General features: G+C 61.1%; 34 protein-coding genes. All 34 read right to left on the bottom strand.

Features of this window, described 5'->3' with window-relative positions:
* Positions 1–62 precede the first annotated feature (62 nt).
* Complete coding sequence (locus BJ994_RS11145) at positions 63–1073, bottom strand: DNA-directed RNA polymerase subunit alpha (RefSeq protein ID WP_026545639.1); 1011 nt, start codon at positions 1071–1073, stop codon at positions 63–65.
* A 148-nt stretch (positions 1074–1221) separates the two neighbouring features.
* Positions 1222–1623 (bottom strand): 30S ribosomal protein S11, encoded by a 402-nt coding sequence (rpsK, locus tag BJ994_RS11150; RefSeq protein ID WP_026545640.1) that lies wholly within the window; start codon positions 1621–1623, stop codon positions 1222–1224.
* Positions 1624–1737: 114 nt separating this feature from the next.
* The gene (gene rpsM, locus BJ994_RS11155; protein WP_167994147.1) at positions 1738–2115 is read right to left on the bottom strand and encodes a 30S ribosomal protein S13; all 378 of its coding nucleotides are present in this window, start codon (positions 2113–2115) and stop codon (positions 1738–1740) included.
* A 170-nt stretch (positions 2116–2285) separates the two neighbouring features.
* Complete coding sequence (rpmJ, locus tag BJ994_RS11160; RefSeq protein WP_024475611.1) at positions 2286–2399, bottom strand: 50S ribosomal protein L36; 114 nt, start codon at positions 2397–2399, stop codon at positions 2286–2288.
* Between the two features lie 73 nt (positions 2400–2472).
* Entirely contained in the window at positions 2473–2694 is a 222-nt protein-coding gene (gene infA, locus BJ994_RS11165; protein WP_019481515.1) for a translation initiation factor IF-1, read from the bottom strand.
* Positions 2695–2976: 282 nt separating this feature from the next.
* Positions 2977–3801: a type I methionyl aminopeptidase gene (gene map, locus BJ994_RS11170; protein WP_167994149.1), complete on the bottom strand. Its 825-nt coding sequence runs from the start codon at positions 3799–3801 to the stop codon at positions 2977–2979.
* Between the two features lie 3 nt (positions 3802–3804).
* Entirely contained in the window at positions 3805–4377 is a 573-nt protein-coding gene (locus tag BJ994_RS11175) for an adenylate kinase (protein ID WP_167994151.1), read from the bottom strand.
* The gene (gene secY, locus BJ994_RS11180) at positions 4374–5687 is read right to left on the bottom strand and encodes a preprotein translocase subunit SecY (RefSeq protein ID WP_167994153.1); all 1314 of its coding nucleotides are present in this window, start codon (positions 5685–5687) and stop codon (positions 4374–4376) included. The genes BJ994_RS11175 and secY overlap by 4 nt, the downstream gene beginning before the upstream one ends.
* Positions 5688–5926: 239 nt before the next feature.
* Complete coding sequence (rplO, locus tag BJ994_RS11185) at positions 5927–6478, bottom strand: 50S ribosomal protein L15 (protein ID WP_167994155.1); 552 nt, start codon at positions 6476–6478, stop codon at positions 5927–5929.
* The gene (gene rpmD / locus BJ994_RS11190; protein WP_167994157.1) at positions 6478–6690 is read right to left on the bottom strand and encodes a 50S ribosomal protein L30; all 213 of its coding nucleotides are present in this window, start codon (positions 6688–6690) and stop codon (positions 6478–6480) included. The genes rplO and rpmD overlap by 1 nt, the downstream gene beginning before the upstream one ends.
* Positions 6690–7391, bottom strand: a complete 702-nt coding sequence (gene rpsE, locus BJ994_RS11195; RefSeq protein WP_167994159.1) for a 30S ribosomal protein S5 — start codon at positions 7389–7391, stop codon at positions 6690–6692. Before rpsE ends, rpmD begins: the two co-directional genes overlap by 1 nt.
* Before the next feature lie 29 nt (positions 7392–7420).
* The gene (gene rplR / locus BJ994_RS11200) at positions 7421–7804 is read right to left on the bottom strand and encodes a 50S ribosomal protein L18 (protein WP_167994161.1); all 384 of its coding nucleotides are present in this window, start codon (positions 7802–7804) and stop codon (positions 7421–7423) included.
* A 2-nt stretch (positions 7805–7806) separates the two neighbouring features.
* Entirely contained in the window at positions 7807–8343 is a 537-nt protein-coding gene (gene rplF / locus BJ994_RS11205) for a 50S ribosomal protein L6 (protein WP_167994163.1), read from the bottom strand.
* A gap of 20 nt (positions 8344–8363) precedes the next feature.
* Positions 8364–8762 carry a 30S ribosomal protein S8 gene (rpsH, locus tag BJ994_RS11210; protein ID WP_167994165.1) on the bottom strand — a complete coding sequence of 133 codons (399 nt, stop codon included), beginning with the start codon at positions 8760–8762 and terminating at the stop codon, positions 8364–8366.
* Positions 8763–8856: 94 nt separating this feature from the next.
* Positions 8857–9432: a 50S ribosomal protein L5 gene (rplE, locus tag BJ994_RS11215; RefSeq protein WP_167994167.1), complete on the bottom strand. Its 576-nt coding sequence runs from the start codon at positions 9430–9432 to the stop codon at positions 8857–8859.
* On the bottom strand, positions 9432–9809 hold the full coding sequence (gene rplX, locus BJ994_RS11220; RefSeq protein WP_167994169.1) for a 50S ribosomal protein L24: 378 nt from the start codon (positions 9807–9809) through the stop codon (positions 9432–9434). Before rplX ends, rplE begins: the two co-directional genes overlap by 1 nt.
* 2 nt (positions 9810–9811) lie before the next feature.
* On the bottom strand, positions 9812–10180 hold the full coding sequence (gene rplN / locus BJ994_RS11225; RefSeq protein WP_026545654.1) for a 50S ribosomal protein L14: 369 nt from the start codon (positions 10178–10180) through the stop codon (positions 9812–9814).
* Positions 10181–10561: 381 nt separating this feature from the next.
* A complete protein-coding gene (gene rpsQ / locus BJ994_RS11230; protein WP_167994171.1) occupies positions 10562–10855 on the bottom strand; it encodes a 30S ribosomal protein S17 in 294 nt (97 codons plus the stop codon).
* The gene (gene rpmC, locus BJ994_RS18340; RefSeq protein ID WP_167994173.1) at positions 10852–11190 is read right to left on the bottom strand and encodes a 50S ribosomal protein L29; all 339 of its coding nucleotides are present in this window, start codon (positions 11188–11190) and stop codon (positions 10852–10854) included. The genes rpsQ and rpmC overlap by 4 nt, the downstream gene beginning before the upstream one ends.
* Positions 11191–11192: 2 nt before the next feature.
* Complete coding sequence (gene rplP / locus BJ994_RS11240; protein WP_026545657.1) at positions 11193–11609, bottom strand: 50S ribosomal protein L16; 417 nt, start codon at positions 11607–11609, stop codon at positions 11193–11195.
* The gene (gene rpsC / locus BJ994_RS11245; protein WP_167994175.1) at positions 11610–12455 is read right to left on the bottom strand and encodes a 30S ribosomal protein S3; all 846 of its coding nucleotides are present in this window, start codon (positions 12453–12455) and stop codon (positions 11610–11612) included. It lies immediately after the preceding gene.
* Positions 12456–12821, bottom strand: a complete 366-nt coding sequence (rplV, locus tag BJ994_RS11250) for a 50S ribosomal protein L22 (RefSeq protein ID WP_167994177.1) — start codon at positions 12819–12821, stop codon at positions 12456–12458.
* Positions 12822–12860: 39 nt separating this feature from the next.
* Positions 12861–13142: a 30S ribosomal protein S19 gene (gene rpsS, locus BJ994_RS11255; protein ID WP_011692805.1), complete on the bottom strand. Its 282-nt coding sequence runs from the start codon at positions 13140–13142 to the stop codon at positions 12861–12863.
* 12 nt (positions 13143–13154) lie between these two features.
* Positions 13155–13994 carry a 50S ribosomal protein L2 gene (rplB, locus tag BJ994_RS11260; protein ID WP_167994179.1) on the bottom strand — a complete coding sequence of 280 codons (840 nt, stop codon included), beginning with the start codon at positions 13992–13994 and terminating at the stop codon, positions 13155–13157.
* Positions 13995–14025: 31 nt separating this feature from the next.
* The gene (gene rplW / locus BJ994_RS11265; RefSeq protein ID WP_167994181.1) at positions 14026–14331 is read right to left on the bottom strand and encodes a 50S ribosomal protein L23; all 306 of its coding nucleotides are present in this window, start codon (positions 14329–14331) and stop codon (positions 14026–14028) included.
* Positions 14328–14990 (bottom strand): 50S ribosomal protein L4, encoded by a 663-nt coding sequence (gene rplD / locus BJ994_RS11270; protein WP_167994183.1) that lies wholly within the window; start codon positions 14988–14990, stop codon positions 14328–14330. The genes rplW and rplD overlap by 4 nt, the downstream gene beginning before the upstream one ends.
* Positions 14991–14994: 4 nt before the next feature.
* A complete protein-coding gene (rplC, locus tag BJ994_RS11275) occupies positions 14995–15651 on the bottom strand; it encodes a 50S ribosomal protein L3 (RefSeq protein ID WP_167994185.1) in 657 nt (218 codons plus the stop codon).
* A 16-nt stretch (positions 15652–15667) separates the two neighbouring features.
* The gene (gene rpsJ / locus BJ994_RS11280) at positions 15668–15976 is read right to left on the bottom strand and encodes a 30S ribosomal protein S10 (protein WP_003803825.1); all 309 of its coding nucleotides are present in this window, start codon (positions 15974–15976) and stop codon (positions 15668–15670) included.
* A gap of 396 nt (positions 15977–16372) precedes the next feature.
* Positions 16373–16975, bottom strand: coding sequence for a hypothetical protein (locus tag BJ994_RS11285; protein ID WP_167994187.1), 603 nt, complete (start codon positions 16973–16975; stop codon positions 16373–16375).
* A 94-nt stretch (positions 16976–17069) separates the two neighbouring features.
* Positions 17070–18260 (bottom strand): elongation factor Tu, encoded by a 1191-nt coding sequence (gene tuf / locus BJ994_RS11290; RefSeq protein WP_167994189.1) that lies wholly within the window; start codon positions 18258–18260, stop codon positions 17070–17072.
* Positions 18261–18476: 216 nt separating this feature from the next.
* Positions 18477–20591: an elongation factor G gene (gene fusA / locus BJ994_RS11295; protein ID WP_167994191.1), complete on the bottom strand. Its 2115-nt coding sequence runs from the start codon at positions 20589–20591 to the stop codon at positions 18477–18479.
* Between the two features lie 84 nt (positions 20592–20675).
* Positions 20676–21146 (bottom strand): 30S ribosomal protein S7, encoded by a 471-nt coding sequence (gene rpsG, locus BJ994_RS11300; RefSeq protein WP_167994193.1) that lies wholly within the window; start codon positions 21144–21146, stop codon positions 20676–20678.
* 1 nt (position 21147) lies between these two features.
* Positions 21148–21522 (bottom strand): 30S ribosomal protein S12, encoded by a 375-nt coding sequence (gene rpsL / locus BJ994_RS11305; RefSeq protein ID WP_026545668.1) that lies wholly within the window; start codon positions 21520–21522, stop codon positions 21148–21150.
* A 333-nt stretch (positions 21523–21855) separates the two neighbouring features.
* Complete coding sequence (locus tag BJ994_RS11310; RefSeq protein WP_167994195.1) at positions 21856–25752, bottom strand: DNA-directed RNA polymerase subunit beta'; 3897 nt, start codon at positions 25750–25752, stop codon at positions 21856–21858.
* Positions 25753–25877 lie beyond the last annotated feature (125 nt).

Genomic DNA, 25877 nt, shown 5'->3' on the forward strand with positions numbered 1-25877 from the left:
GTGTTATCTCCTCATGAATGTGCCCGAGGCCGCATCCAACGCGGCACCAGGTTTTCTGACGTTTAGAGTTCGTCGTCGCCGTAGGCGGCGTCGTCCTCTTCGATCGCGGCTGCGCGGGCAGCAAGGTCGAATCCTGGAGGGGAATCCTTCAGGGACAGACCCAGCTCAACGAGCTTCGCCTTGACCTCATCGATGGACTTCGCACCGAAGTTACGGATGTCCATCAGGTCTGCCTCTGAGCGGGCTACGAGTTCACCCACGGTGTGGATGCCCTCACGCTTGAGGCAGTTGTAGGAACGAACGGTGAGTTCGAGATCCTCGATCGGAAGCGCCATGTCGGCAGCAAGGGCGGCGTCGCTCGGCGACGGGCCGATCTCGATACCTTCAGCAGCCGTGTTCAGCTCGCGGGCCAGGCCGAAGAGCTCAACCAGCGTGGTGCCTGCCGAAGCAACGGCGTCGCGGGGGGCGATTGCGTCCTTGGTCTCGACGTCGACAATCAGGCGGTCGAAGTCGGTGCGCTGCTCAACACGAGTGGCTTCCACGCGGAACGTGACTTTAAGGACCGGCGAGTAGATCGAGTCAACCGGGATGCGCCCGATCTCGGAGTCGCCGGACTTGTTCTGGGAGGCAGAAACGTAGCCGCGGCCGCGCTCGATGGTGAGTTCGAGCTCGAACTTGCCCTTCGAGTTCAGTGTGGCGATGTGCAGGTCCGGGTTGTGGAACTCCACACCGGCAGGCGGCGCAATGTCAGCTGCGGTTACGACGCCGGGTCCCTGCTTGCGCAGGTAGGCAACCACGGGCTCGTCATGCTCGGAGGAGACAGCGAGGTTCTTGATGTTCAGGATGATCTCGGTGACATCTTCCTTCACACCAGGAACAGTGGTGAATTCATGCAGGACGCCGTCAATCCGGATGCTGGTAACAGCAGCGCCGGGGATGGATGACAGCAGCGTGCGACGCAGCGAGTTGCCGAGGGTGTAGCCGAAACCGGGCTCCAGCGGTTCGATGACGAACCGCGAGCGGTTGTCAGCGACTACTTCTTCAGTCAGGGTGGGGCGCTGTGCAATGAGCACTTACATTTCCTTTCAGGGAGCATCCGCTATATGACGCAACACAAATGGTGGAAAGGGACAGCTAGCGAGCTGCGCTCAGTAGCTAACGACAGTCGGCTCCAGGCTGCCCGCCCTGTGAGGGGTGAACAGCCTGGAGCCGCGAAGCCTATTAGACGCGGCGACGCTTCGGGGGGCGGCAGCCGTTGTGGGCGCTCGGAGTGACGTCCTGAATGGAGCCGACCTCGAGGCCTGCAGCCTGGAGTGAACGGATCGCAGTCTCGCGTCCGGATCCCGGGCCCTTCACAAATACGTCGACCTTGCGCACGCCATGCTCCTGCGCCCGCTTCGCAGCGGCTTCGGCAGCAGTCTGTGCGGCGTACGGGGTTGACTTGCGTGAGCCCTTGAATCCGACCTCTCCAGCGGAAGCCCAGGAGATTACTGCTCCGCTGGGGTCCGTGATGGAGACGATGGTGTTGTTGAAGGTGCTCTTGATATGCGCCTGTCCGAAGGCGATATTCTTCTTGTCCTTGCGACGCGGCTTACGAACCGCTCCACGAGTCTTGGGGGGCATTACTTCTCCTACGAAGGTTTAGTTGAGGGGGCTAAGACTGCCGCTGTGGGCTCATGACCGCCGGGTTCCCTGGCTTAGCGAGCTCTGCGAGCTAAGTTAGGGGGCGGTTAGGGATCAGCGGCCGGCCTTCTTCTTGCCTGCGACGGTGCGCTTGGGGCCCTTGCGGGTGCGCGCGTTGGTCTTGGTGCGCTGTCCACGCACGGGAAGGCCGCGGCGGTGCCGGATGCCTTCGTAGCTGCCGATCTCCACCTTGCGGCGAATATCTGCGGCCACTTCACGGCGGAGATCACCCTCGACCTTGTAGTTGCCTTCGATGTAGTCGCGGAGCTGAACAAGCTCAGCGTCGCTGAGATCCTTGACGCGCGTGTCCGGGTTGATACCCGTTTCAGCAAGCGTCTGATCTGCACGGGTCTTGCCCACGCCGTAGATGTAGGTAAGCGCGATGACTACCCGCTTTTCGCGGGGAATGTCTACGCCTGCGAGACGTGCCATAGTGGCGGTTCTCCTTTGGATTACCGGAGGTCTGATGCAGGGCGTTCCGGAAAGCTCCGGTCCCCGGCCTCCGTACCGGGGGTGTGGGTTCAACTGGACCGTGTCCAAGGTTGAACCTTGCCTTGCTTTATCTAAGTGTTGCTACGCGTGGGTGACCCTCAAAGGAGGATTCAGCCCTGGCGCTGCTTGTGGCGCGGGTTTTCGCAGATTACGAGTACATTGCCCTTGCGGCGAACCACCTGGCACTTGTCGCAAATCCGCTTCACGCTCGGCTGGACCTTCATGGTTTTCCTTTGCGTTCTTGCAGTTTGTGCTTTGTCTTAGTGCCGGCTTGACACTAAGACCTGAAACAAACGTCTACTTGTAGCGGTAGACGATACGACCCCTGGTGAGGTCGTAAGGGCTAAGCTCCACTACCACCCGGTCCTCGGGGAGGATTCGAATGTAGTGCTGACGCATCTTTCCCGAGATGTGGGCGAGGACAATGTGTCCGTTGGCCAGCTCAACGCGGAACATCGCGTTGGGCAGAGCCTCGTTCACAGTGCCTTCAATCTCAATGACACCGTCTTTCTTGGCCATATCCTCCGCTAACTTCGGTGTCCACAGCTCGCGCAGTGGACGGCTTTGGGGTTTTGATTGCTGGATCCGCGGACACCTGACTCGCGACGCTTCGGTGAACGCAACAGATTCAACTGAAACGATCCGTCCGAAGGGATGGCACGCAAAAGGGCGCAGAAGCAGAGACAACCAACAAAGAACTTTACGCTACCTGACGCGCAAAGTTAAATCGTCCGGTCCTCGACCGCTCGCGGTCCGGCCCCGCCGGTTGGATAAGCCAGACCCGCTGGGGTACCCAAACGATCAGTCGAGAGGCGCGACGTGGACACCCAGTTCAGCCAGGCGCGCAGCGCCGCCGTCTGCTGCGCTCAGAACCCAGATACCGCCGTCGTGCACGGCGACCGTGTGCTCCCATTGGGAAGCACGCTTGCCGTCTACGGTGACAACTGTCCAGCCATCGTCCAGGACCGCGGTTTCCACGCCACCTTGAACAAGCATCGGCTCGATTGCGAGACAAAGCCCGGACCTGATCCTGGGGCCGCGGTGACTGGTGCGGTAGTTCAGGACATCCGGCGACTGGTGCATCTGGGTACCGATGCCGTGGCCCACGTAGTCCTGCAGGATCCCAAGTGGCGGGCCCTTCACAGCAGAGACGTAGTCATCGATGGCGCACCCTATATCGCCGACGTACTTACCGGTGGCCAATGCGGCAATTCCACGCCACATAGCATCCTCAGTCACAGTCGACAGCCGCTGGTCTTCCGGACGCGGCGTACCCACACTGACGGTGCGGGCTGAGTCCGAGTGCCAGCCACGGACCACGGCGCCGCCGTCGATCGAGATGATGTCACCGTCCTGGAGCACATAGTCTCCTGGAATCCCGTGCACAACCTCGTGATTGACGGAAGTGCAAATACTGTTTGGGAACCCGTGATAGCCGAGGAAGTTCGAGGTTGCGCCGGCATCCGCGAGCACGCCGGCGAACACAGTGTCCAACTCGCGGGTAGACACACCGACCCGTGCCGCTGCAACTGCCTGGTCCAGGGCACTGGAAAGAATCAGACCTGCTTCCCGCATGGTCCGAATCTGTTCGGTGGTCTTGTACTCAACCCGCTGCTGACGGAACACCGGCTACTGCGTCACCTTCAGCGCGGACATGACGCGCTCGGTCACTTCATCGATAGCGCCGATACCGTCCACACGCGTCACGATGCCGCGTGCCTCGTACTGGGAGACGACCACCTCGGTCTGCTCGTGGTAGAGGTCCAGCCGGTGCCGGATGACAACCTCGTTGTCATCCGTACGTCCGTCCAGGCGCGCACGGCCAAGGAGGCGGCGAACCAGTTCTTCGTCATCCGCCGTGAGCTGCAGCACGACGTCGAGAGTCAGGTCATTCTGCTGCAGGATGTCATCCAGCTCGGTTACCTGGGCAGCCGTGCGGGGGTAGCCGTCCAGCAGGAAGCCGTCCTGGACGTCGTCTTCGGTGAGGCGCGCCCGGACCATGCTGTTGGTAACGCTGTCCGGAACGAAATCGCCGGCGTCCATGTACTTCTTGGCCTCGACGCCCAAGGGTGTTTCGTTCTTGACGTTCTCGCGGAAGATGTCGCCCGTGGAGATGGCGACCACGCCGAGGCGTTCCGAGATACGGGAAGCCTGTGTGCCCTTGCCCGAGCCCGGTGGTCCGATAATGAGCATCCGTGTCATCGCAATAGCCCTTCGTAATGGCGCTGCTGAAGCTGCGCATCGATCTGCTTCACCGTCTCAAGGCCTACGCCCACCATGATGAGGATGGAGGTACCGCCGAACGGGAAGTTCTGGTTCGCGTTGATGGCGACCAGAGCGATCAGCGGAATGAGCGCCACAAAACCAAGATAGAGCGCGCCCGGCAACGTGATGCGGGAGAGCACATACTGCAGATACTCGGCGGTTGGCCGGCCCGCGCGGATGCCCGGGATAAACCCCCCGTACTTCTTCATGTTCTCGGAGACTTCCTCCGGATTGAATGTGATCGCCACGTAGAAGTACGTGAAGAATACGATCATGCCGAAGTAGAGCGCCATATACAGCGGGTGGTCGCCGGTTGTCAGGTACGTGGTGATCCAGTTGACCCACTCCGGTGGCGGGGTCTCGCCGTCCGTCGGTGTATTGAACTGGGCGATGAGCGACGGCAAGTAAAGCATCGACGACGCGAAGATCACCGGGATGACACCGGCCATGTTCACCTTGATCGGAATGTAGGTGCTGCTGCCGCCCAGTGTCCTGCGGCCAACCATGCGCTTTGCATACTGGACCGGGATACGCCGCTGCGACTGCTCCACGAAGATCACAAGCATGACCACAAGGATGCCGATAGCCAGCACTCCGAGGAACACGTTCCAGCCCTGGGTGCGGAGGATCTCGCCGAGGGACGTCGGGAAGCCTGCCGCGATAGCCGTGAAAATGAGCAGGGACATGCCGTTACCGACGCCCCTCTCGGTGATGAGCTCGCCCATCCACATGATGAGGCCGGTACCGGCGGTCAGCGTGATGATCAACAGGATGATGGTGATGAGGCTGTCATCCGGAATGATCGGCACGGGGCAATTTCCAAGCAGCGCTCCCGAACGCGCAAGCGACACCAGCGTCGTAGCGTTCAGAAGACCGAGGGCGATCGTAAGGTACCGGGTGTACTGAGTCAGCTTTGCCTGGCCCTGCGCGCCCTCCTGATGAAGTTCCTGGAAGCGGGGAATAACCACGCGCAGCAGCTGCGTGATAATGCTGGCCGTAATATACGGCATGATCCCGAGGGCAAAAACTGAAACCTGCAGCAGGGCGCCGCCGCTGAAGAGGTTGACGAACTGGTAGAGGCCGCCCTCAGTATTGCCGAGCGACAAGCACTGTTGAACGTTGCCGTAATCGACACCAGGTGCTGGGATAAAGGCCCCCAGGCGGAAGATGGTGATGATCCCCAGCGTGAACAACAGCTTGCGCCGCAAGTCTGGCGTCCGGAAAGCCCGGCCAATAGCGCTAAGCAAGCGTCCTCCTGATTGAGTCATAGTGGCCCTTCACGGGCAATTCACACCAACCGAGTCTAACGGTTGGAACCAGGCACAAAAGAACCTGGGGCCGCAAAGGCCGGTTAAACGAAACAAACTCTTGGTGGACCGGAGATCCCGGCCCACCAAGAGTCTAGTTGCTTCATGAGCTAGATCACAGTCGGCTTCCCCGACCGCTGCCCAGTCGCTGGCTGCGGCGGAGAAGCTACGGCTGAAAACTAGAGCGCGGAGACCGTGCCGCCGGCGGCGGTGATCTTCTCGGCAGCGCTGGACGATACGGCATGCACCTTGACGTCCACCTTGACCGAAAGGTCGCCGGTTCCGAGAACCTTCACGAGCTGGTTCTTGCGAACTGCACCCTTGGCGATCAGGCTGTCCACGGACACCTCTCCGCCTTCAGGGTAGAGCTCGTTCAGACGCTCCAGGTTGACTACCTGGTACTCAACGCGGAACGGGTTCTTGAAGCCGCGCAGCTTCGGCAGGCGCATGTGCAGCGGAAGCTGGCCGCCGGCAAAGCCGGCCTTGACCTGGTACCGGGCCTTGGTGCCCTTGGTACCGCGACCCGCGGTCTTACCCTTCGAGCCTTCACCACGACCCACTCGGGTCCTGGCAGTCTTTGCTCCCGGGGCGGGGCGAAGGTGGTGAACCTTCAGCGAGTGCACGCGGGGTGCACTTTCGGTGCTCTCCTGCGTGGCAGCCACCTTGGCGGCCGGCTTCTTGCGCGCCGGCTTCTTCTCGGTGGATTCCTCCACCGTCTTCTTCTCTGCCATTATTTGGCCTCCTCAACCTTCACGAGGTGCGGAACCGTGTTGACCATGCCGACCGTCACGGCATCAGCATCTCGGACAACGGTGTGTCCAATCCGCTTCAGGCCGAGTGAGCGAAGGGTGTCCCGCTGGTTCTGCTTACCGCCGATGACGGACTTGATCTGTGTGATTTCCAGCTTTGCGGAGCTGGCAACCAGACGCTTCGGAGTTGCCATTACGCACCTGCCTTCTGATCCTGCATAGCGCGCAGCATCGATGTGGAGGCAACCTCGTCCAGCGGGAGTCCGCGGCGTGCAGCCACAGCCTGGGGCTCTTCGAGCCGCTTCAGCGCGTCAACGGTTGCGTGAACAATGTTGATGGCGTTGGAGGATCCCAGCGACTTCGACAGGACGTCGTGGATACCCACGCATTCAAGCACCGCGCGCACCGGGCCGCCGGCAATAACACCGGTACCGGGGGACGCGGGGCGAAGGAGCACGACGCCGGCAGCGGCCTCACCCTGTACCAGGTGGGGCACGGTGCCGCCGATGCGCGGGACCTTGAAGAAGGACTTCTTGGCTTCCTCAACTGCCTTGGAAATAGCCGAAGGTACTTCCTTGGCCTTCCCGTAGCCGACGCCGACCATGCCGTTGCCGTCACCGACGACAACCAGCGCGGTGAAGCTGAAGCGTCGACCGCCCTTGACGACCTTGGCAACACGGTTGATCGACACGACGCGTTCTACGAACTTGTCCTTGTCGTCGCCCCGCCCGCCATCGCGACCTCCACGGCCACCGTCACGACCTCCGCGGCCGCCGTCACGGCCACCGCGCTCACCCCGACGGCCGCCGCGGCGGTCATCGGTGTTGGACGCAGTCTCAGTGGACTCGGCTGCGGGAGCAACAGTCGCAGGCTGATCAGCCTTTGCTGTATTCAATGAAGCTTCCTTTGCGTTGTTTTGCTCGGTCACAGTGCCAGCCCGCCTTCGCGTGCGCCGTCTGCGATTGCGGCAATCCGGCCGTGGTACTTGTTGCCACCACGGTCGAAGACGACTGCCTCGATGCCGGCTGCCTTTGCCCGCTCAGCGACGAGTTCACCAACGCGCTTGGCCTTGGCGGTCTTGTCCCCTTCGAACACCCGAAGGTCCGCTTCGAGGGTAGATGCCGATGCAACGGTGACGCCCTTGGTGTCGTCCACGACCTGCACGAATACGTGCCGTGCGGAGCGGTTGACGACCAGACGCGGACGAACAGCGGTGCCGGTGATGCGCTTGCGGACCCGAAGGTGCCGGCGTCCACGCTGTGCGGACTTGCTCTTTGAGCTGCGCTTCTTGTTGATGCTCAGTGCCATGGTTACTTACCAGCCTTTCCGACCTTGCGGCGGATAACCTCGCCAGCGTAACGGATGCCCTTGCCCTTATAGGGATCCGGGCGCCGCAGCTTGCGGATATTAGCAGCAACTTCGCCGACCTGCTGCTTGTTGATGCCGGAGACGGAGAGCTTGGTGGGGCCTTCCACGGTGAGCGTGATGCCCTCGGGTGCCTTGACAGCCACAGGGTGGCTGTAGCCCAGTGCGAACTCCAGGTCTGAACCCTTCGCCTGCACACGGTAACCGGTGCCGACAATTTCGAGGTTCTTCTTGTAGCCCTCAGTCACACCCGTGATCATGTTGGAGATCAGGGTGCGGGTCAGGCCGTGCAGCGACCGCGATTCGCGCTCGTCGTTCGGGCGGGAGACGGTGATCGTGCTCTCGTCGAGCGATACCTGGATGGGGCTGGCCACAGTGTGGCTCAGTTCGCCCTTGGATCCCTTGACTGAGACGAGGCTGCCGTCAAGCTTTACCTCAACGCCCGCAGGCACGGTGATGGGGAGACGTCCAATACGTGACATGTTTCTCTTTCCCTTTCCCGCTACCAGACGTAGGCGAGGACTTCCCCACCTACACCCTTCTTGGCTGCCTGACGGTCGGTGAGAAGACCGGAAGACGTGGACAGGATGGCAATGCCCAGCCCGCCCAGTACGTGCGGCAGGTTGGTGGACTTTGCGTATACACGCAGGCCAGGCTTTGAAATGCGCCGGATGCCCGCAATCGAACGCTGACGGTCTGGTCCGAACTTGAGGTCGATGGTGAGCTTCTTGCCCACTTCAGCTTCCTCTTCCTTCCAGCCGGCGATGTAGCCTTCGGCCTTCAGGATGTCTGCAACACGTGCCTTCAGCTTGCTGTATGGCATGGACACGGTGTCGTGGTATGCCGAGTTGGCGTTGCGGAGACGCGTGAGCATGTCTGCAACTGGATCTGTCATTGTCATTGGGCTCTAGCCCTTCCTCGTAACGGTTTCCGGTTTCCGGCGGCGTGCAACGTGAGTTGACCGACCGCGGGAACGGACCTGGAACGTAGTTGAATTAGTCTTCGGATTTGAATGGGAAACCGAGCGCCTTGAGCAGGGCGCGGCCTTCGTCGTCGGTCTTGGCGGTGGTGACAACAGTGATGTCCATACCGCGGACACGGTCAATCTTGTCCTGGTCGATCTCGTGGAACATGGACTGCTCCGTGAGGCCAAAGGTGTAGTTGCCGTTGCCGTCGAACTGGCGGCCGTTGAGTCCGCGGAAGTCGCGGATACGGGGCAGCGCCAGGGAGACCAGTCGATCAACGAATTCCCACATGCGGTCGCCGCGCAGTGTCGCGTGGGCGCCGATCGGCATGCCCTCGCGAAGCTTGAACTGTGCGATCGATTTGCGGGCTTTGGTGACCTGCGGCTTCTGACCGGTGATCTGGGTGAGGTCGCGGACCGCACCGTCGATGAGCTTGGAGTCCTTTGCAGCATCTCCGACGCCCATGTTCACGACGACCTTGACGAGCCGGGGAACCTGGTTGACGTTGCTGTAGCTGAACTCTTCCAGCAGCGCCGACTTGATCTCGGATGCGTAGCGGGTCTTCAGGCGCGGGGCGATCTTGGTTTCTACGGCTTCAGTAGTCATTAGAGATCCTTCCCTGATGCCTTGGCGACGCGGATACGGACCGTGCGCTCACGGCCGTCCCGCTCCACGGTTTCGGTGCGGTAACCGACGCGGGTGGGCTTCTTGGTCTCCGGGTCTACGACTGCAACGTTGCTGATGTGAATGGAAGCTTCAATAGTCTCGATGCCACCGGTCTTGGTGCCGCGCTGCGACTGTCCGACCTTGGTGTGCTTCGTGATCCGATTGATGCCCTCAACCAGCACGCGGTTGCTCTCGGGGAACACCTTGAGAACCTTGCCCTGCTTGCCGCGGTCTCCGCCGCGGTCCTGCTTGGCGCCAGTGATGACCTGAACCAGGTCGCCCTTCTTGATCTTCAACTTCGATCGGGTCTGAGCCATGACTACAGCACCTCCGGGGCCAGTGAGATGATCTTCATGAAGCGCTTGTCGCGAAGTTCGCGACCGACTGGGCCGAAGATACGGGTTCCGCGAGGGTCGCCGTCGCCCTTGAGGATAACGGCAGCGTTCTCGTCGAACTTGATGTAGGAACCATCCGCGCGGCGGCGTTCCTTCTTGGTGCGGACGATGACGGCCTTGACCACATCGCCCTTCTTGACGTTCCCGCCAGGGATTGCGTCCTTTACGGTGGCGACGATGACGTCGCCAATACCTGCGTAGCGACGGCCGGATCCGCCGAGAACACGAATGGTAAGGATTTCCTTAGCACCAGTGTTGTCGGCGACCTTCAGTCGCGACTCCTGCTGAATCACTATCTACTCCTTGCGTCGCGCTGGTTCTCAGCCCGAAGTACTGCGTACGGAATGAGCCTTGCGGAACGGTTGATCGGGGTGTCTCTGGGCCTGCCTGGATTTTGCCAGTAAAGGCCTAAACGCCCGTGCCCAAAGCATTTACTTCCCAGGACGCGGAGCGCAGGGAAGTACTATGCCGGAGCACGATTGTTTACGAGGTTTCATGACGGCGCGTAATACCGTGCACAGGAACTGAGCACAGAAGGCGCCATACAAACTCAATATCCTAACACGTTTCACCGGCCCTACCCCACCAGCACACGACGGGCGGCGCTCGGCGAATACGCAGAGGCCCCCCGCTTCCAAAGAAACGGGGGGCCTCCATGCTGAACTGATCGAGCCTTACTTGGCCTTCTCGAGAATCTCCACCAGACGCCACCGCTTGGTGGCAGACAGCGGACGGGTTTCGCTGATCAGAACCATGTCACCGATACCGGCAGTGTTCTGCTCATCGTGTGCCTTGACCTTCGAGGTACGGCGGATGACCTTGCCGTACAGTGCGTGCTTCACGCGGTCCTCAACCTCGACAACAATGGTCTTCTCCATCTTGTCGGAGACGACGTAGCCGCGCCGGGTCTTGCGGTAACCGCGGGATGCGGCCTGCGGTGCTGTTGTTTCAGTCTTCTCTTCACTCATTTGGCATCCTCCTCAGAAGCCTGTGTTTCCACGGACTTTTCGTCCTTCGTGGAGGCCTTCTTGGATTTCTTGCCGGCCTTTTCGGTCTTTGCTTCTTCTACCGGAACAACGACGTCAGGCCGAATTCCCAGTTCGCGCTCACGCAGCACGGTGTAAATACGGGCGATGTCCCGCTTTACAGCGCGCAGGCGTCCGTGATTCTCAAGCTGACCGGTGGCGGACTGGAAGCGCAGGTTGAACAGCTCTTCCTTCGCCTTGGCAAGTTCCTCCACCAGACGGTCCCTATCGAACCCATCCAGCTGGTCGGTTGCCAGTTCCTTTGAACCGAGTGCCATGACTATTCACCACCCTCACGACGCACGATACGTGCCTTCAACGGCAGCTTGTGGATCGCCAGGCGCAGGGCCTCGCGAGCTACCTCTTCATTGACACCGGAAAGTTCGAATAGAACACGGCCGGGCTTGACGTTGGCCACCCACCACTCAGGGGAACCCTTACCGGAGCCCATGCGGGTTTCGGCAGGCTTCTTGGTCAACGGACGGTCCGGGTAGATGTTGATCCAGACCTTGCCGCCACGCTTGATGTGGCGGGTCATTGCGATACGCGCTGATTCAATCTGGCGGTTCGTGACGTATGCCGGGCTCAGAGCCTGGATACCCCACTCACCGAAACTGACCTGCGTGCCGCCGGTAGCAGCGCCCGAGCGACCCGGGTGGTGCTGCTTACGGAACTTTACTCGACGTGGGATAAGCATTTAAGCCTGTCCTCCTTCCGCTGCAGCAGCGGACTCAGCCGGTGCGGACTCGGCGGGAGCGGCGTTAGCCTCACCCTGGCCGGAGTTGCCGCGATCGGCACTACGACGACGGCGGTCACCACGGTCGGCGCCGGCCGGGCCGCGGCCGGGGCGGTCTCCGCCACGTCCACGCGACGGCGCAGCAGCTGCCTGGGCAGCGAGTTCCTTGGCTGTGACATCGCCCTTGTAGATCCAGACCTTCACGCCGATACGGCCGAAGGTGGTCTTGGCCTCGAAGAAGCCGTAGTCGATGTTCGCGCGCAGGGTGTGCAGGGGCACACGGCCTTCGCGGTAGAACTCCGAACGGCTCATTTCCGCGCCGCCGAGGCGACCGGAGCACTGTACACGGATGCCCTTGGCACCTGCGCGCTGCGCCGACTGCATGGCCTTCTTCATTGCGCGGCGGAATGCCACGCGGGAAGAAAGCTGCTCAGCGATGCCCTGCGCTACCAGCTGCGCCTCGACCTCGGGGTTCTTCACCTCGAGGATGTTCAGCTGCACCTGCTTGCCGGTCAACTTCTCGAGCTCGCCGCGGATGCGGTCTGCCTCGGCGCCGCGGCGACCGATGACGATACCGGGACGGGCCGTGTGAATATCCACACGAACGCGGTCACGGGTGCGCTCGATCTCAACCTTGGCGATGCCGGCGCGGTCCATGCCCGTGGACATCAGCTGGCGGATCTTGATGTCCTCGCGAACGAAGTCCTTGTAGCGCTGGCCAGGCTTGTTGCTGTCAGCAAACCAGTGTGACCTGTGGTCAGTGGTGATGCCGAGTCGGAACCCGTGCGGGTTTACTTTCTGTCCCACTTAGCGGTCCTCCACTTTCTCAGGGGTAGCGACAACAACTGTGACGTGGCTGGTCCGCTTGTTGATGCGGAACGCGCGGCCCTGGGCTCGCGGCTGGAACCGCTTCATCGTGGGGCCTTCATCGACGTATGCTTCGCTGATGATGAGGTCGCCTTCGTCGAATGCAACGCCGTCACGGTCCGCGAGGACGCGTGCGTTGGCAACTGCCGACTGAACTACCTTGAATACCGGCTCCGAAGCTGCCTGGGGGGCAAACTTCAGGATTGCCAGAGCCTCATTCGCTTGCTTACCACGAACAAGGTTGACGACGCGCCGGGCCTTCATAGGCGTTACGCGCAGATGACGCGCAATAGCCTTGGCTTCCATTGCTTTCCTTCTCTCGTCTTAGCCGTAGGAACAGGCGCCTTAGCGGCGCTTGCCCTTGCGGTCGTCCTTCACATGGCCGCGGAATGTCCGCGTGGGAGCGAATTCGCCGAGCTTGTGCCCGACCATCGACTCGGTGACAAACACCGGAATGTGCTTGCGCCCGTCGTGCACGGCGATCGTGTGGCCGAGCATGTCGGGGATGATCATCGAACGGCGGGACCAGGTCTTGATGACGTTCTTGGTGCCCTTCTCATTCTCTCGGTCCACCTTCACGAACAAGTGCTGATCGACGAAGGGGCCTTTCTTCAGGCTGCGTGGCATGTTTCCAGGCTCCTATCGCTTGTTCTTGCCGGAACGACGGCGACGCACAATGAGCGAGTCGCTTTCTTTGTTGGGGCGGCGGGTGCGGCCCTCGGCCTTACCGTTCGGGTTGACCGGGTGACGACCACCGGAGGTCTTGCCTTCACCACCACCGTGCGGGTGATCAACAGGGTTCATCGCAACACCGCGGACGGTCGGGCGAACGCCCTTCCAGCGCATGCGGCCTGCCTTGCCCCAGTTGATGTTCGACTGCTCGGCATTGCCGACTTCGCCGATGGTGGCGCGGCAGCGCACATCTACGTTGCGGATTTCACCGGACGGCAGGCGAAGCTGCGCGAAGCGGCCCTCCTTGGCGACCAGCTGGACCGAAGCACCAGCGGAGCGTGCCATCTTCGCACCGCCACCGGGCCGCAGTTCCACAGCGTGGATGACCGTACCAACGGGGATGTTGCGCATCGGCAGGTTATTGCCGGGCTTGATGTCGGCAGCGGGGCCGGCCTCAACGAAGTCGCCCTGCTTGAGCTTGTTCGGCGCGATGATGTAGCGCTTCGTGCCATCCACGTAGTGCAGGAGTGCAATGCGCGCGGTGCGGTTGGGATCGTATTCGATCTCTGCGACGCGGGCGTTGACGCCGTCCTTGTCATGGCGACGGAAGTCGATAAGACGGTACTGACGCTTGTGTCCACCACCCTTATGACGGGTAGTGATCTTGCCGGTGTTGTTACGGCCGCCCTTTTTGGGGAGCGGACGCACCAGGGATTTCTCCGGCGTCGACCGTGTGATTTCTGCAAAGTCGGCAACGCTCGAGCCGCGACGGCCCGGGGTTGTCGGCTTGTATTTACGGATTGCCATTTTTCAGTTCCTCGTTAAAGTGGTCTCCGCTCTAGCCGAGCGGACCGCCGAAGATGTCGATCGTGCCTTCTTTGAGGGTGACGATTGCGCGCTTGGTGTCCTTGCGCTGTCCCCATCCAAAGCGGGTGCGCTTGCGCTTCCCTGCACGGTTGATGGTATTGATCGAGTCAACCTTGACGGAGAAAATCTTCTCCACGGCCAGCTTGATCTCTGTCTTGTTGGAGCGCGGGTCGACCAGGAAGGTGTATTTGCCTTCGTCGATCAGTCCGTAGCTCTTCTCCGACACGACGGGTGCGATGACGACGTCGCGAGGATCCTTTGCGATGGAGCCACTCACTTGGCGTCCTCCTCAGTTGTGGTGTCAGACGCGGCGCCAGCCTGCGATCCAACGAAAGCCTCGTAGGCAGCCTTCGTGAAGATCACGTCGTCAGACACGAGCACGTCGTAGGTGTTGAGCTGGTCCACGTAAATCGTGTGAACCTCGGCGAGGTTGCGCACCGAGAGCGCGGCAACATCATTGGAACGCTCGATGACGACCAGCAGGCTTGCGCGCTCCGAGATGCCCCGGAGCGTCGACAGTGCACCCTTGGTGGACGGCTTGTCACCGGAAACAAGCGAGTCGATCACGTGGATACGGCCGTTGCGTGCCCGATCAGACAGTGCGCCCCGCAGTGCGGCGGCCTTCATCTTCTTCGGGGTGCGCTGGCTGTAGTCACGCGGCGTGGGTCCGTGAACAACGCCACCACCGGTCATGTGCGGGGCGCGGATCGAGCCCTGGCGTGCGCGGCCAGTGCCCTTCTGCTTGAACGGCTTGCGGCCGGCTCCGCTGACCTCGGCGCGGGTCTTGGTCTTGTGCGTACCCTGACGGGCAGCGGCGAGCTGAGCAACTACGACCTGGTGCAGCAGCGGCACGTTGGTCTGAACGTCGAAGATCTCAGCGGGGAGATCAACATTCACGGTGCTCGAAGTATTCTTCGCAGCGGTCTTGGTAGCCATTTAGCTATGCTCCCTTCACGGCGGTGCGTACGAGTACGACCTGTCCGCGGGCGCCGGGTACAGCGCCCTTGATCAGCAGCAGCGACTTCTCGACGTCCACGGCATGAACGGTGAGGTTCAGCGTGGTCTGGCGAACGGCACCCATGCGGCCGGCCATTTTCATTCCACGGAAGACGCGGCTAGGGGTGGATGCTCCACCGATCGAACCCGGCTTACGGTGGTTCTTGTGGGCACCGTGAGAGGCCCCGACACCGTGGAAGCCGTGGCGCTTCATGACACCCGCGAAACCCTTACCCTTGGTCTTGCCCACGACGTCGACCGGCTGGCCGGCTTCGAACAGCTCGACTGAGAGTTCCTGGCCAAGTGAGTAAGCGTCTGCATCAGAGGTACGCAGTTCGACGACGTGACGGCGCGGCGTAACGCCGGCCTTCTCGAAGTGACCGGCGAGCGGCTTGGTAACCTTGCGCGGATCAATCTGCCCGAAGCCGATCTGAACGGCGCTGTAACCATCGACATCAGCCGAACGCAACTGGGTGATGACGTTGGAGTCGGCCTGCAGGACGGTAACAGGCACGAGGCGGTTGTTCTCGTCCCAGACCTGGGTCATGCCGAGCTTGATGGCAAGGAGACCCTTGACCTGGCGTGTAAGCGAAGTAGACATAGTTATCTCCCCTCCCCTACAGCTTGATTTCGATGTTCACGTCCGCAGGCAGGTCGAGGCGCATGAGCGAATCGACGGCCTTGGGCGTGGGGTCAATGATGTCGATCAGACGCTTATGCGTGCGCATTTCAAAGTGCTCGCGGCTGTCTTTGTACTTGTGCGGCGACCGGATAACGCAGTAAACGTTCTTCTCCGTCGGCAGCGGCACGGGGCCAACCACCGTCGCGCCTGCGCGCGTCACCGTCTCAACGATCTTCCGAGCTGAAACGTCAATGACCTCGTGGTCATACGACTTCAGCCGGATGCGGATTTTTTGTCCCGCCATGGCGTCTCGACTCTCTCTCTTCATAAAGAACGCCACCGAATCGGTGACGCTCTCAAGTGCGTACGTACGTATGCGCCCGTTGCTTGGCGCTCCTCCAACAGACTGAATCCGGACTATTCCGGGTTCCTCACCCTGTCGAGGCTCCGACCCCCGCGCTCGGGCGTGTCGCGCATTCTCTGCAAGAAAGTACGCAGCGATCCCGGCATTCACGATTGGGGTGGGTTATATTTGGGCCAGCTTCCGCGGCGTACACGACCCTGCGTCAGGCATTATCCTGACCGGGACTAAGTCTCAAACCGCGCGCACAGGCGCTTGAACAACTCACCCAGTGTGCCAGATTATGCAACACATTGCGAATCAGGCATCGTGGCGACTCCCCGACACGCCGCGCAAACCCTACCCGGCCTTCACTCCGGCCCGTTGGGCCGCCAGTTGTGACAGCGCGGAGACCGTTGCGGGGTCTCCCCTCCGCCAGTTTCCGACCGGGTCGTCTGACAGACCGAGTAGCTCCGCCGGCCGTGCGTTATTCAGTGCGCGGAACGCGAGGATCTCGCGCCCGGCCGGTGAATTCATGAGGGAACGGACACGGGAACTCTGACGGATGAACTTGGCACGCCTGACCAACCAAATGCGTGCAAGCACCGCCAGCGGGACCAGCGCAACCATCCAACCCACCGCTGACGCGGCCAGCGCTACCGCGTCCTGCTGATCCTGACCGGCGCTTACCAGGAATGCCCCGGCGTCAGCCGCTTCCCGGAACGGGGCGCTGGCCTGGTCCCCGATGATCGGCACTCCCCCGATCCGCACTGCCGCATCGTCCATCGTATTCCGAAAGCCCGCACCGGCTTCCTCCATGCCGCGTCCAAACTCCGCGAACGCGGTCACAGCCGCTGCCGCCGCCCGGGCTAATAGAACAGCCAAGAGGACGATAGTAACCGCCAGCACATCGGCAAGGATCTGGCGCGTGCGCTGAACCGGGTAGTTCGAATAGATCTGCATGGGACCACTCTATGAACCGCCGCCGCGAAGAACGCGAAAGCCCCGCTGCGATGACCGCAGCGGGGCTTTCTATCCAGCAGTACTGGTGAAGCTACTACTTGATGATCTTGGTAACGCGACCTGATCCGACGGTGCGGCCGCCTTCGCGGATAGCGAAGCCAAGGCCCTCTTCCATTGCGATCGGCTGGATGAGCTCAACGGTCATCTCAGTGTTGTCGCCAGGCATGACCATTTCAGTGCCTTCGGGGAGGGTGATTACACCGGTCACGTCCGTCGTACGGAAGTAGAACTGCGGACGGTAGTTGGAGTAGAACGGGTTGTGACGCCCACCCTCATCCTTGGCCAGGATGTAGACGTTTGCCTCGAAGTCGGTGTGAGGGGTGATCGAACCCGGCTTCACAATGACCTGGCCACGCTCTACGTCTTCGCGCTTAATGCCGCGGAGAAGCAGACCACAGTTCTCGCCTGCCCATGCTTCGTCCAGCTGCTTGTGGAACATCTCGATACCGGTGACCGTGGTTTTCTGGATCGGGCGGATGCCGACGATCTCGACCTCGGAGTTGATGGCGAGAGTGCCGCGCTCTGCACGGCCGGTGACAACGGTTCCACGACCGGTGATCGTGAAGACGTCCTCGACAGGCATGAGGAACGGCTTGTCCTTGTCGCGCACAGGATCCGGAACGCTGTTGTCTACAGCTTCCATCAGTTCCTCAACGGACTTGACCCACTCGGCGTCGCCTTCCAGAGCTTTAAGGCCCGAAACGCGCACAACGGGTGCTTCATCGCCGTCGAAGCCCTGCGAGCTGAGCAGTTCGCGAACTTCCATTTCCACGAGGTCAAGCAGTTCCTCGTCATCAACCATGTCGGACTTGTTCAGCGCGACCAGCAGGTAGGGAACACCAACCTGGCGGGCGAGAAGAACGTGCTCGCGGGTCTGTGCCATCGGGCCGTCAGTGGCGGCAACAACAAGAATTGCACCGTCCATCTGAGCAGCACCGGTGATCATGTTCTTGATGTAGTCAGCGTGACCGGGAGCATCTACGTGTGCGTAGTGGCGCTTCTCGGTCTGGTACTCAACGTGCGAGATGTTGATGGTGATACCGCGCTGCTTCTCTTCGGGAGCCGAGTCAATCGACGCGAAGTCACGGGCCTCGTTGAGTGTGGGGTACTTGTCGTAAAGCACCTTGGAAATGGCAGCCGTCAACGTCGTCTTGCCATGGTCAACGTGACCGATGGTGCCGATGTTAACGTGCGGCTTAGTCCGCTCGAACTTTGCCTTCGCCACGGGTTCCTCCTAGAACGTTTTTAGAAGACTTACTCCCCAGCCACGCTTTTCGCGGCTGAAACTCATGCAAGTCTACTGGGGGCTTTTACTTTGGTGAAATTGCTGATCGCGCCAGATTCCAAGGGTGAATCCAAGCGCTACGCGCGGTGGGCAGGCTTTGTCAGGAAGTGCCCGCCCACCGGCGTTCGGCTCCCGTCTACGGACGGACGCCTTCGGTTACTCTCCGCGGGTCTTCTGAATGATCTCGTCGGCTACAGCCTTCGGGACCTCCGAGTAGCTGTCGAACTGCATCGAGTAGACGGCACGACCCTGGGTCTTTGAACGCAGGTCACCGATGTACCCGAACATGCCGGACAGCGGCACATGGGCACGGATAACCTTCACACCGCTCGCGTCCTCCATGGACTGCATCTGGCCGCGGCGGGAGTTCAGGTCGCCGATCACATCACCCATGTATTCCTCAGGCGTGCGGACTTCCACCTCCATCAGCGGTTCGAGCAGCACCGGCTTCGCCATGCGAGCAGCTTCCTTGAACGCCATACGTCCGGCGATCTTGAAGGCCATTTCGGAGGAGTCGACGTCATGGTAGGCGCCATCAAGCAGGGTTGCCTTGATGCCGACTACCGGGTATCCGGCCAGGATGCCGTCATTCAAGGCATCCTGAATGCCGGCGTCAACGCTCGGGATGTACTCGCGAGGCACGCGGCCGCCAGTGACCTTGTTCTCGAACGCGTACAGCTCGCCCTCGGAGGTGTCCATCGGCTCGATCATGATCTGGATCTTCGCGAACTGTCCGGATCCACCCGTTTGCTTCTTGTGGGTGTAATCGTGCTTCTGCACGGTACCGCGGATGGTCTCGCGGTACGCAACCTGAGGCTTGCCGACGTTGGCCTCGACCCTGAACTCACGCCGCATGCGGTCGACCAGGATATCCAGGTGGAGCTCGCCCATACCGGCGATGATCGTCTGGCCGGTGTCCTCATTGAGGGAAACCTGGAACGTGGGATCCTCAGCCGAGAGCTTCTGGATGGCAGTCGAGAGCTTCTCCTGATCGCCCTTGGTCTTGGGCTCGATCGCAACCGAGATAACCGGCTCGGGGAAGCTCATCGACTCGAGGACGATCTGGTTCGAGGAGTCGGACAGGGTGTCACCGGTAGTGGTGTCCTTCAGTCCGATCGCCGCGTAGATGTGGCCTGCGAAGGCTTCATCTACGGGGATTTCCTTGTTCGCGTGCATCTGGAAGAGCTTCCCGATGCGTTCCTTCTTGCCCTTGGTGGAGTTGACCACGCCAGTGCCGGCGGTCACGTGTCCCGAGTACACCCGGATGAACGTCAGCTGCCCAAAGAACGGGTGAGTCGCAACCTTGAAAGCAAGAGCCGAGAACGGCTCTTCGGTGCTCGGCTTGCGAGTCAGTTCGGTCTCTTCGTTGCGCGGGTCGTGTCCAACCATCGGCGGAACGTCCAACGGGGAAGGCAGGTAGTCGATGACGGCATCGAGCATCGGCTGCACACCACGGTTCTTGAATGCGGAACCACAGAGAACCGGGTAGATCTCCGAGTTGATGGTCATCTTACGGATGCCGGCCTTCAGCTCCTCGATGGTGGGCTCTTCGCCCTCGAGGAACTTGTTCATCAGCTCATCCGAAGACTCAGCAACAGCTTCGACCAAAGCTGCGCGGTACTCCTCAGCCTTCGCCTGGAGGTCAGCAGGAATTTCCTGGACCTCGTACTTGGCGCCCATAGTTACGTCACCCTTGGAGTCACCGGGCCAGACGAGTGCACGCATGTAGAGAAGATCGACGACGCCTACGAAGTCGTTTTCGGCACCAATCGGCAACTGCATGACCAGCGGTTTCGCGCCCAGGCGGCTGATAATGGTGTCAACGGTGAAGTAGAAATCTGCCCCCAGCTTGTCCATCTTGTTGACGAAGCAAATGCGGGGAACTTCGTACTTGTCGGCCTGGCGCCACACGGTCTCGGACTGGGGCTCTACGCCCTCTTTGCCGTCAAATACGGCGACGGCGCCGTCAAGGACGCGCAGTGAGCGCTCAACCTCGACGGTGAAGTCAACGTGACCGGGGGTGTCAATGATGTTGATCTGGTTCTGTTCCCAGAAGCAAGTCACCGCGGCGCTGGTGATGGTGATGCCGCGTTCCTTTTCCTGTTCCATCCAGTCAGTCGTCGAGGCGCCGTCGTGCGTCTCGCCGATCTTGTGGTTTACACCCGTGTAGAACAGGATGCGCTCGGTTGTAGTGGTCTTGCCGGCATCAATGTGGGCCATGATGCCGATGTTGCGGACCTTGTTGAGGTCAGTAAGCACGTCCTGTGCCACGGTGTCTCCCTTTTCTAAGGTGGAGTTCTACTGGACCGCCGGTCCTGCACGCCGCCGGGGCGGGAATCAGGACCGGCAGCGCGATTACCAGCGGTAGTGAGCGAAGGCCTTGTTGGACTCGGCCATCTTGTGCGTGTCTTCGCGGCGCTTCACAGCGGCACCCAGACCGTTTGAAGCATCGAGGATCTCGTTCTGGAGGCGCTCGGTCATGGTCTTCTCGCGGCGGGCCTTCGAGTAGCCGACCAGCCAGCGGAGAGCCAGAGCCGTGGAACGGCCCGGCTTGACTTCGACAGGCACCTGGTAGGTTGCGCCACCGACGCGGCGGGAGCGAACCTCGAGGCTCGGCTTGACGTTGTCCATCGCCTTCTTGAGGGCTGCAACGGGGTCACCGCCCGACTTGGCACGGGCACCTTCAAGCGCGCCATAGACGATGCGCTCAGCGGTGGACTTCTTGCCGTCAACGAGCACCTTGTTGATCAGCTGCGTGACCAGAGGCGAACCGTAAACGGGATCTACAACGAGCGGCCGCTTCGGGGCCGGGCCCTTACGAGGCATATTACTTCTTCTCCATCTTTGCGCCGTAGCGGCTGCGAGCCTGCTTGCGGTTCTTTACGCCCTGGGTATCCAGTGCGCCACGGACAATCTTGTAGCGGACACCGGGAAGGTCCTTCACACGACCACCGCGCACCAGCACGATGGAGTGCTCCTGGAGGTTGTGTCCCACACCGGGGATGTATGCGGTTACCTCGATGCCGCCGTTGAGGCGAACGCGCGCAACCTTCCGGAGAGCCGAGTTCGGCTTCTTCGGGGTGGTGGTGTAGACGCGGGTGCAGACGCCGCGCTTCATGGGGCTGCCCTTCAGTGCGGGCGCCTTGGTCTTGGAGACCTTAGGTGACCGGCCCTTACGGACCAGCTGGTTAATGGTAGGCACTTCTCAGTTCTCCGTATGTTGTCTTGAGATCAGATCTCTGCTGACTCCGCGCGCCACCGCCGGCCGGGGCCGATTGCAGCAACGGAGCTTGTCAGTCGTTTGGCGTGCCTATGAAGGACGCAAGCAAAAACGACCGTAGGCGTGCAAAAATGTGGCATTCGTTGTACAAGTTCCCTACAACCCGGAGATACGTCGGAAAGACGCCAATCCACTGCCACACAAACAATTCCCCGCAAGTCTACCAGATTGCCGACCTGCGCCCTGACGGCATGGTAAAGGGGCCCGGACTAGGCAGCCCGGGCCCCTTTACGCTTTGCAACTTCTTAGAGCTTCCTAGCGGAAATCGTTCGAAGACCCCATGTCGTAGTCATCCAACGGGATGGCGTGGAACTCAGGGCTCAGGCCGCCGTCGACGCCTGCGTAGTCGAAGTCGCTGAAGGCGCTCGGACCAGTGAACAAGTTCGCTTTGGCTTCCTCAGTCGGTTCAACTGTCACCTTCGTGTAGCGGTCCAGGCCGGTACCGGCCGGGATGAGCTTACCGATAATCACGTTCTCCTTAAGGCCGAGCAGCGGGTCGCTCTTGCCTTCCATGGCGGCCTGCGTGAGTACACGCGTGGTCTCCTGGAACGAAGCGGCGGACAGCCACGACTCGGTTGCCAGCGATGCCTTGGTGATACCCATGAGCTCGGGACGGCCGGAAGCCGGCTTCTTGCCCTCTGATACCACACGCCGGTTCTCGTTTTCGAAGCGCCGGCGCTCGGCCAGCTCGCCGGGGAGGAGGTCGGAGTCGCCGGACTCGATGACGGTCACGCGCCTCAGCATCTGCCGGACGATGACTTCCACGTGCTTGTCGTGGATGCCTACGCCCTGGCTGCGGTACACACGCTGCACCTCGTCCACCAGGAATTCCTGTGCCTTGCGCGGCCCGAGAATGCGGAGGATCTGCTTGGGATCCACAGCACCGAAGACCAGCTGCTGACCGACCTCGACATGGTCGCCGTCGGATACAAGAAGCCGTGCGCGCCGCAGAACCGGGTACGCGATCTCCTCGGAACCGTCGTCAGGCGTGACTACAAGGCGCAGTTGCTTCTCTGCATCCTCGATGGTGACCCGGCCGGCGACCTCGGAGATCGGCGCAACACCCTTCGGGGTACGCGCTTCGAAGAGCTCCTGGATACGGGGCAGGCCCTGCGTGATGTCCTCAGCCGATGCAACACCACCGGTGTGGAACGTACGCATGGTCAGCTGGGTACCCGGCTCACCGATTGACTGCGCGGCGATAATACCCACAGCCTCACCGATGTCAACCGTCTTGCCGGTGGCCAGCGAACGGCCGTAGCACAGTGCGCAGGTGCCAACGCTGGACTCACAGGTCAGGACCGAACGGATCTTGATGTCCGTCACTCCCGCTGCGAACAGCTTGTTGATCAGCACGTCGCCGACATCGGACGCCGCAGGTGCCAGCACCTCGCCGTTCGAATCGACGACGTCGGTGGCCAGCGTACGGGCGTACGCCGAGTTCTCGACTTCCTCGTGCAGGACCAGCTCACCGTCGTGGTTCGGGACCGCAATGGTGACGTTGAGCCCACGCTCGGTACCGCAGTCATCCTCGCGCACGATGACGTCCTGCGACACGTCGACCAGGCGACGGGTCAGGTAACCCGAGTTAGCGGTACGCAAAGCGGTATCCGCCAGACCCTTTCGGGCACCGTGGGTTGCGATGAAGTACTCCAGGACCGAAAGACCCTCACGGTAGGAGGACTTGATCGGACGCGGGATAATCTCACCCTTCGGGTTAGCCACCAGGCCACGGATACCGGCGATCTGGCGAACCTGCAGCCAGTTACCACGAGCACCCGAGGAGACCATGCGGTTGATCGTGTTGTCCTTGGGCATTGCCCCACGCATCGACTCGGCTACTTCGTTGGTCGCCTTGTTCCAGATGTCGATCAGTTCCTGACGACGTTCCTCATCGGCGATGAGACCCTTGTCGAACTGACCCTGGACCTTGGCGGCCTGTGCTTCGTAGCCCTCCATGATTCCGGCTTTGTTGATCGGCGCGGAGATATCGGAGATGGCAACGGTGACGCCCGAGCGGGTTGCCCAGTAGAAACCGGCGTCCTTCAGGTTATCCAGCGTTGCAGCGGTGACGACCTTCGGGTAACGCTCGGCGAGGTCGTTGACGATGGCCGAGAGCTCGCCCTTGTCTGCAACCTTATCCACCCACGGGTAATCCTCCGGCAGGGTTTCGTTGAAGATAACCTGGCCGAGCGTGGTCTCGATAAGCGCAGGAGCGCCCTCTTCCCATCCCTCGGGCGCAGCAATATCCGGACCCGGCACGAAGCCCGGCACCCGGATCTTCACGACCGAGTTGAGGTGGAGCTCGCCTGAATCGAAAGCCATGATGGCTTCGGCGGGGCTCGAAAAGACGCGCCCCTCCCCTGCCGAACCTTCGCGCTTTGTGGTGAGGTGGTGCAGACCGATGATCATGTCCTGCGAAGGCAGGGTCACCGGGCGGCCGTCCGAAGGCTTCAGGATGTTGTTCGAGGACAGCATCAGGATGCGGGCCTCTGCCTGGGCTTCAGGGCTCAGCGGCAGGTGCACAGCCATCTGGTCGCCGTCGAAGTCAGCGTTGAAGGCACCACAGACCAGCGGGTGAAGCTGCAGAGCCTTGCCTTCAACAAGCTGCGGCTCAAACGCCTGAATGCCGAGGCGGTGCAGGGTTGGTGCACGGTTCAGCAACACAGGGTGCTCAGTGATGATTTCTTCGAGGACATCCCAGACCTGCGGACGGTAACGCTCCACCATCCGCTTGGCACTCTTGATGTTCTGGGCGTGGTTGAGGTCAACCAGGCGCTTCATCACGAACGGCTTGAAGAGTTCCAGAGCCATCTGCTTGGGCAGACCACACTGGTGCAGCTTCAGCTGGGGGCCGACGACGATGACCGAACGGCCGGAGTAGTCAACGCGCTTACCGAGCAGGTTCTGACGGAAGCGGCCCTGCTTGCCCTTGAGCATGTCGGAGAGCGACTTCAGCGGACGGTTGCCCGGCCCTGTGACAGGACGTCCACGACGACCGTTGTCGAACAGCGAGTCAACGGCTTCCTGAAGCATGCGCTTCTCGTTGTTGACGATGATCTCCGGCGCACCGAGGTCGAGCAGACGCTTCAGGCGGTTGTTCCGGTTGATGACGCGACGATACAGGTCATTCAGGTCGGAGGTCGCGAAGCGCCCGCCATCCAGCTGAACCATCGGGCGCAGTTCCGGCGGGATCACCGGTACAGCGTCCAGCACCATGCCCAACGGGCTATTGGTGGTGGTGAGGAACGCATTGACAACCTTCAGGCGCTTCAGGGCGCGGGTCTTGCGCTGGCCCTTACCATTCTGGATGATGTCGCGCAGCAGGTCTGCTTCTGCCTGCATGTCGAAGTTCTCGAGGCGCTTCTTGATCGCTTCGGCGCCCATGGAGCCTTCGAAATACAGACCGTAGCGGTCGCGCAGCTCGCGGTACAGGCCTTCGTCGCCCTCAAGGTCGGCAACCTTCAGGGTCTTGAAGCGGTCCCAAACCTGCTCCAGACGCTCGATCTCGGCGTCGGCACGCTTGCGTACGTTTGCCATCTGGCGGTCAGCGGAATCGCGTGCCTTCTTCTTGTCGGCAGCCTTCGCGCCTTCACCCTCAAGACGAGCGAGCTCATCCTCAAGGTCGCGGGCGATGGTCGCGATGTCAGAATCGCGCTGATCAACCAGCTGCTTCTTCTCAAGATCGTGCTCGGCCTGGAGATTCGGCAGTTCCGCGTGGCGGTTCTCCTCGTCAACCGAGGTGATCATGTAGGCAGCGAAGTAGATGACCTTCTCAAGGTCCTTCGGCGCCAGGTCAAGGAGGTAGCCAAGGCGCGAGGGGACGCCCTTGAAGTACCAGATGTGCGTAACCGGAGCTGCGAGCTCGATGTGGCCCATCCGCTCGCGGCGCACCTTCGCACGGGTGACCTCAACGCCACACCGCTCGCAGATGATGCCCTTGAAGCGCACGCGCTTGTACTTGCCGCAGTAGCATTCCCAGTCACGGGAAGGACCGAAGATCTTCTCGCAGAAGAGTCCGTCCTTCTCAGGCTTGAGCGTGCGGTAGTTGATGGTTTCCGGCTTCTTCACTTCGCCGTACGACCAGCCGCGGATCTCTTCCGCGGTGGCCAGGCCGATTCGCATGAGGCCGAATGAGGATTCGCTGGACATGTGGTCCCTGTCTCTCTTTATCTCTAAATTCAAGAAGTCTTTGGGTGCGGTGGGAGGTGTTTGGCTGGGTGCCGGGTGTCCCGGACCGCTACCTGGATCGGCGGCAACGAAATTTCCTCGGCCGC

Source organism: Arthrobacter pigmenti (assembly GCF_011927905.1).
GTDB lineage: Bacteria > Actinomycetota > Actinomycetes > Actinomycetales > Micrococcaceae > Arthrobacter_D > Arthrobacter_D pigmenti.

Excerpts from the sequence above, each read along its gene's own strand:
- rplB (WP_167994179.1), bottom strand. The coding sequence starts at position 13,994 with ATGGCAATCCGTAAATACAAGCCGACAACCCCGGGCCGTCGCGGCTCG.
- rplF (WP_167994163.1), bottom strand. The coding sequence starts at position 8,343 with ATGTCACGTATTGGACGTCTCCCCATCACCGTGCCTGCGGGCGTTGAG.
- rpmJ (WP_024475611.1), bottom strand. The coding sequence starts at position 2,399 with ATGAAGGTCCAGCCGAGCGTGAAGCGGATTTGCGACAAGTGCCAGGTG.
- rplO (WP_167994155.1), bottom strand. The coding sequence starts at position 6,478 with ATGGCAGAGAAGAAGACGGTGGAGGAATCCACCGAGAAGAAGCCGGCG.
- rpsQ (WP_167994171.1), bottom strand. The coding sequence starts at position 10,855 with ATGAGTGAAGAGAAGACTGAAACAACAGCACCGCAGGCCGCATCCCGC.
- BJ994_RS11175 (WP_167994151.1), bottom strand. The coding sequence starts at position 4,377 with ATGACACGGATGCTCATTATCGGACCACCGGGCTCGGGCAAGGGCACA.
- rpsJ (WP_003803825.1), bottom strand. The coding sequence starts at position 15,976 with ATGGCGGGACAAAAAATCCGCATCCGGCTGAAGTCGTATGACCACGAG.
- BJ994_RS11285 (WP_167994187.1), bottom strand. The coding sequence starts at position 16,975 with ATGCAGATCTATTCGAACTACCCGGTTCAGCGCACGCGCCAGATCCTT.
- rplC (WP_167994185.1), bottom strand. The coding sequence starts at position 15,651 with ATGTCTACTTCGCTTACACGCCAGGTCAAGGGTCTCCTTGCCATCAAG.
- rpsM (WP_167994147.1), bottom strand. The coding sequence starts at position 2,115 with ATGGCACGTCTCGCAGGCGTAGACATTCCCCGCGAAAAGCGGGTAGTC.
- rplV (WP_167994177.1), bottom strand. The coding sequence starts at position 12,821 with ATGGAAGCCAAGGCTATTGCGCGTCATCTGCGCGTAACGCCTATGAAG.
- rpsS (WP_011692805.1), bottom strand. The coding sequence starts at position 13,142 with ATGCCACGCAGCCTGAAGAAAGGCCCCTTCGTCGATCAGCACTTGTTC.
- rplE (WP_167994167.1), bottom strand. The coding sequence starts at position 9,432 with ATGACTACTGAAGCCGTAGAAACCAAGATCGCCCCGCGCCTGAAGACC.
- rplX (WP_167994169.1), bottom strand. The coding sequence starts at position 9,809 with ATGGCTCAGACCCGATCGAAGTTGAAGATCAAGAAGGGCGACCTGGTT.
- rplR (WP_167994161.1), bottom strand. The coding sequence starts at position 7,804 with ATGGCACTGAGCATCAACAAGAAGCGCAGCTCAAAGAGCAAGTCCGCA.
- rplD (WP_167994183.1), bottom strand. The coding sequence starts at position 14,990 with ATGGCTACCAAGACCGCTGCGAAGAATACTTCGAGCACCGTGAATGTT.
- BJ994_RS11310 (WP_167994195.1), bottom strand. The coding sequence starts at position 25,752 with ATGTCCAGCGAATCCTCATTCGGCCTCATGCGAATCGGCCTGGCCACC.
- rpsG (WP_167994193.1), bottom strand. The coding sequence starts at position 21,146 with ATGCCTCGTAAGGGCCCGGCCCCGAAGCGGCCGCTCGTTGTAGATCCC.
- rpmC (WP_167994173.1), bottom strand. The coding sequence starts at position 11,190 with ATGGCACTCGGTTCAAAGGAACTGGCAACCGACCAGCTGGATGGGTTC.
- rpmD (WP_167994157.1), bottom strand. The coding sequence starts at position 6,690 with ATGGCAACTCCGAAGCGTCTGGTTGCCAGCTCCGCAAAGCTGGAAATC.
- infA (WP_019481515.1), bottom strand. The coding sequence starts at position 2,694 with ATGGCCAAGAAAGACGGTGTCATTGAGATTGAAGGCACTGTGAACGAG.
- rpsH (WP_167994165.1), bottom strand. The coding sequence starts at position 8,762 with ATGACAATGACAGATCCAGTTGCAGACATGCTCACGCGTCTCCGCAAC.
- rpsK (WP_026545640.1), bottom strand. The coding sequence starts at position 1,623 with ATGCCCCCCAAGACTCGTGGAGCGGTTCGTAAGCCGCGTCGCAAGGAC.
- rplP (WP_026545657.1), bottom strand. The coding sequence starts at position 11,609 with ATGCTTATCCCACGTCGAGTAAAGTTCCGTAAGCAGCACCACCCGGGT.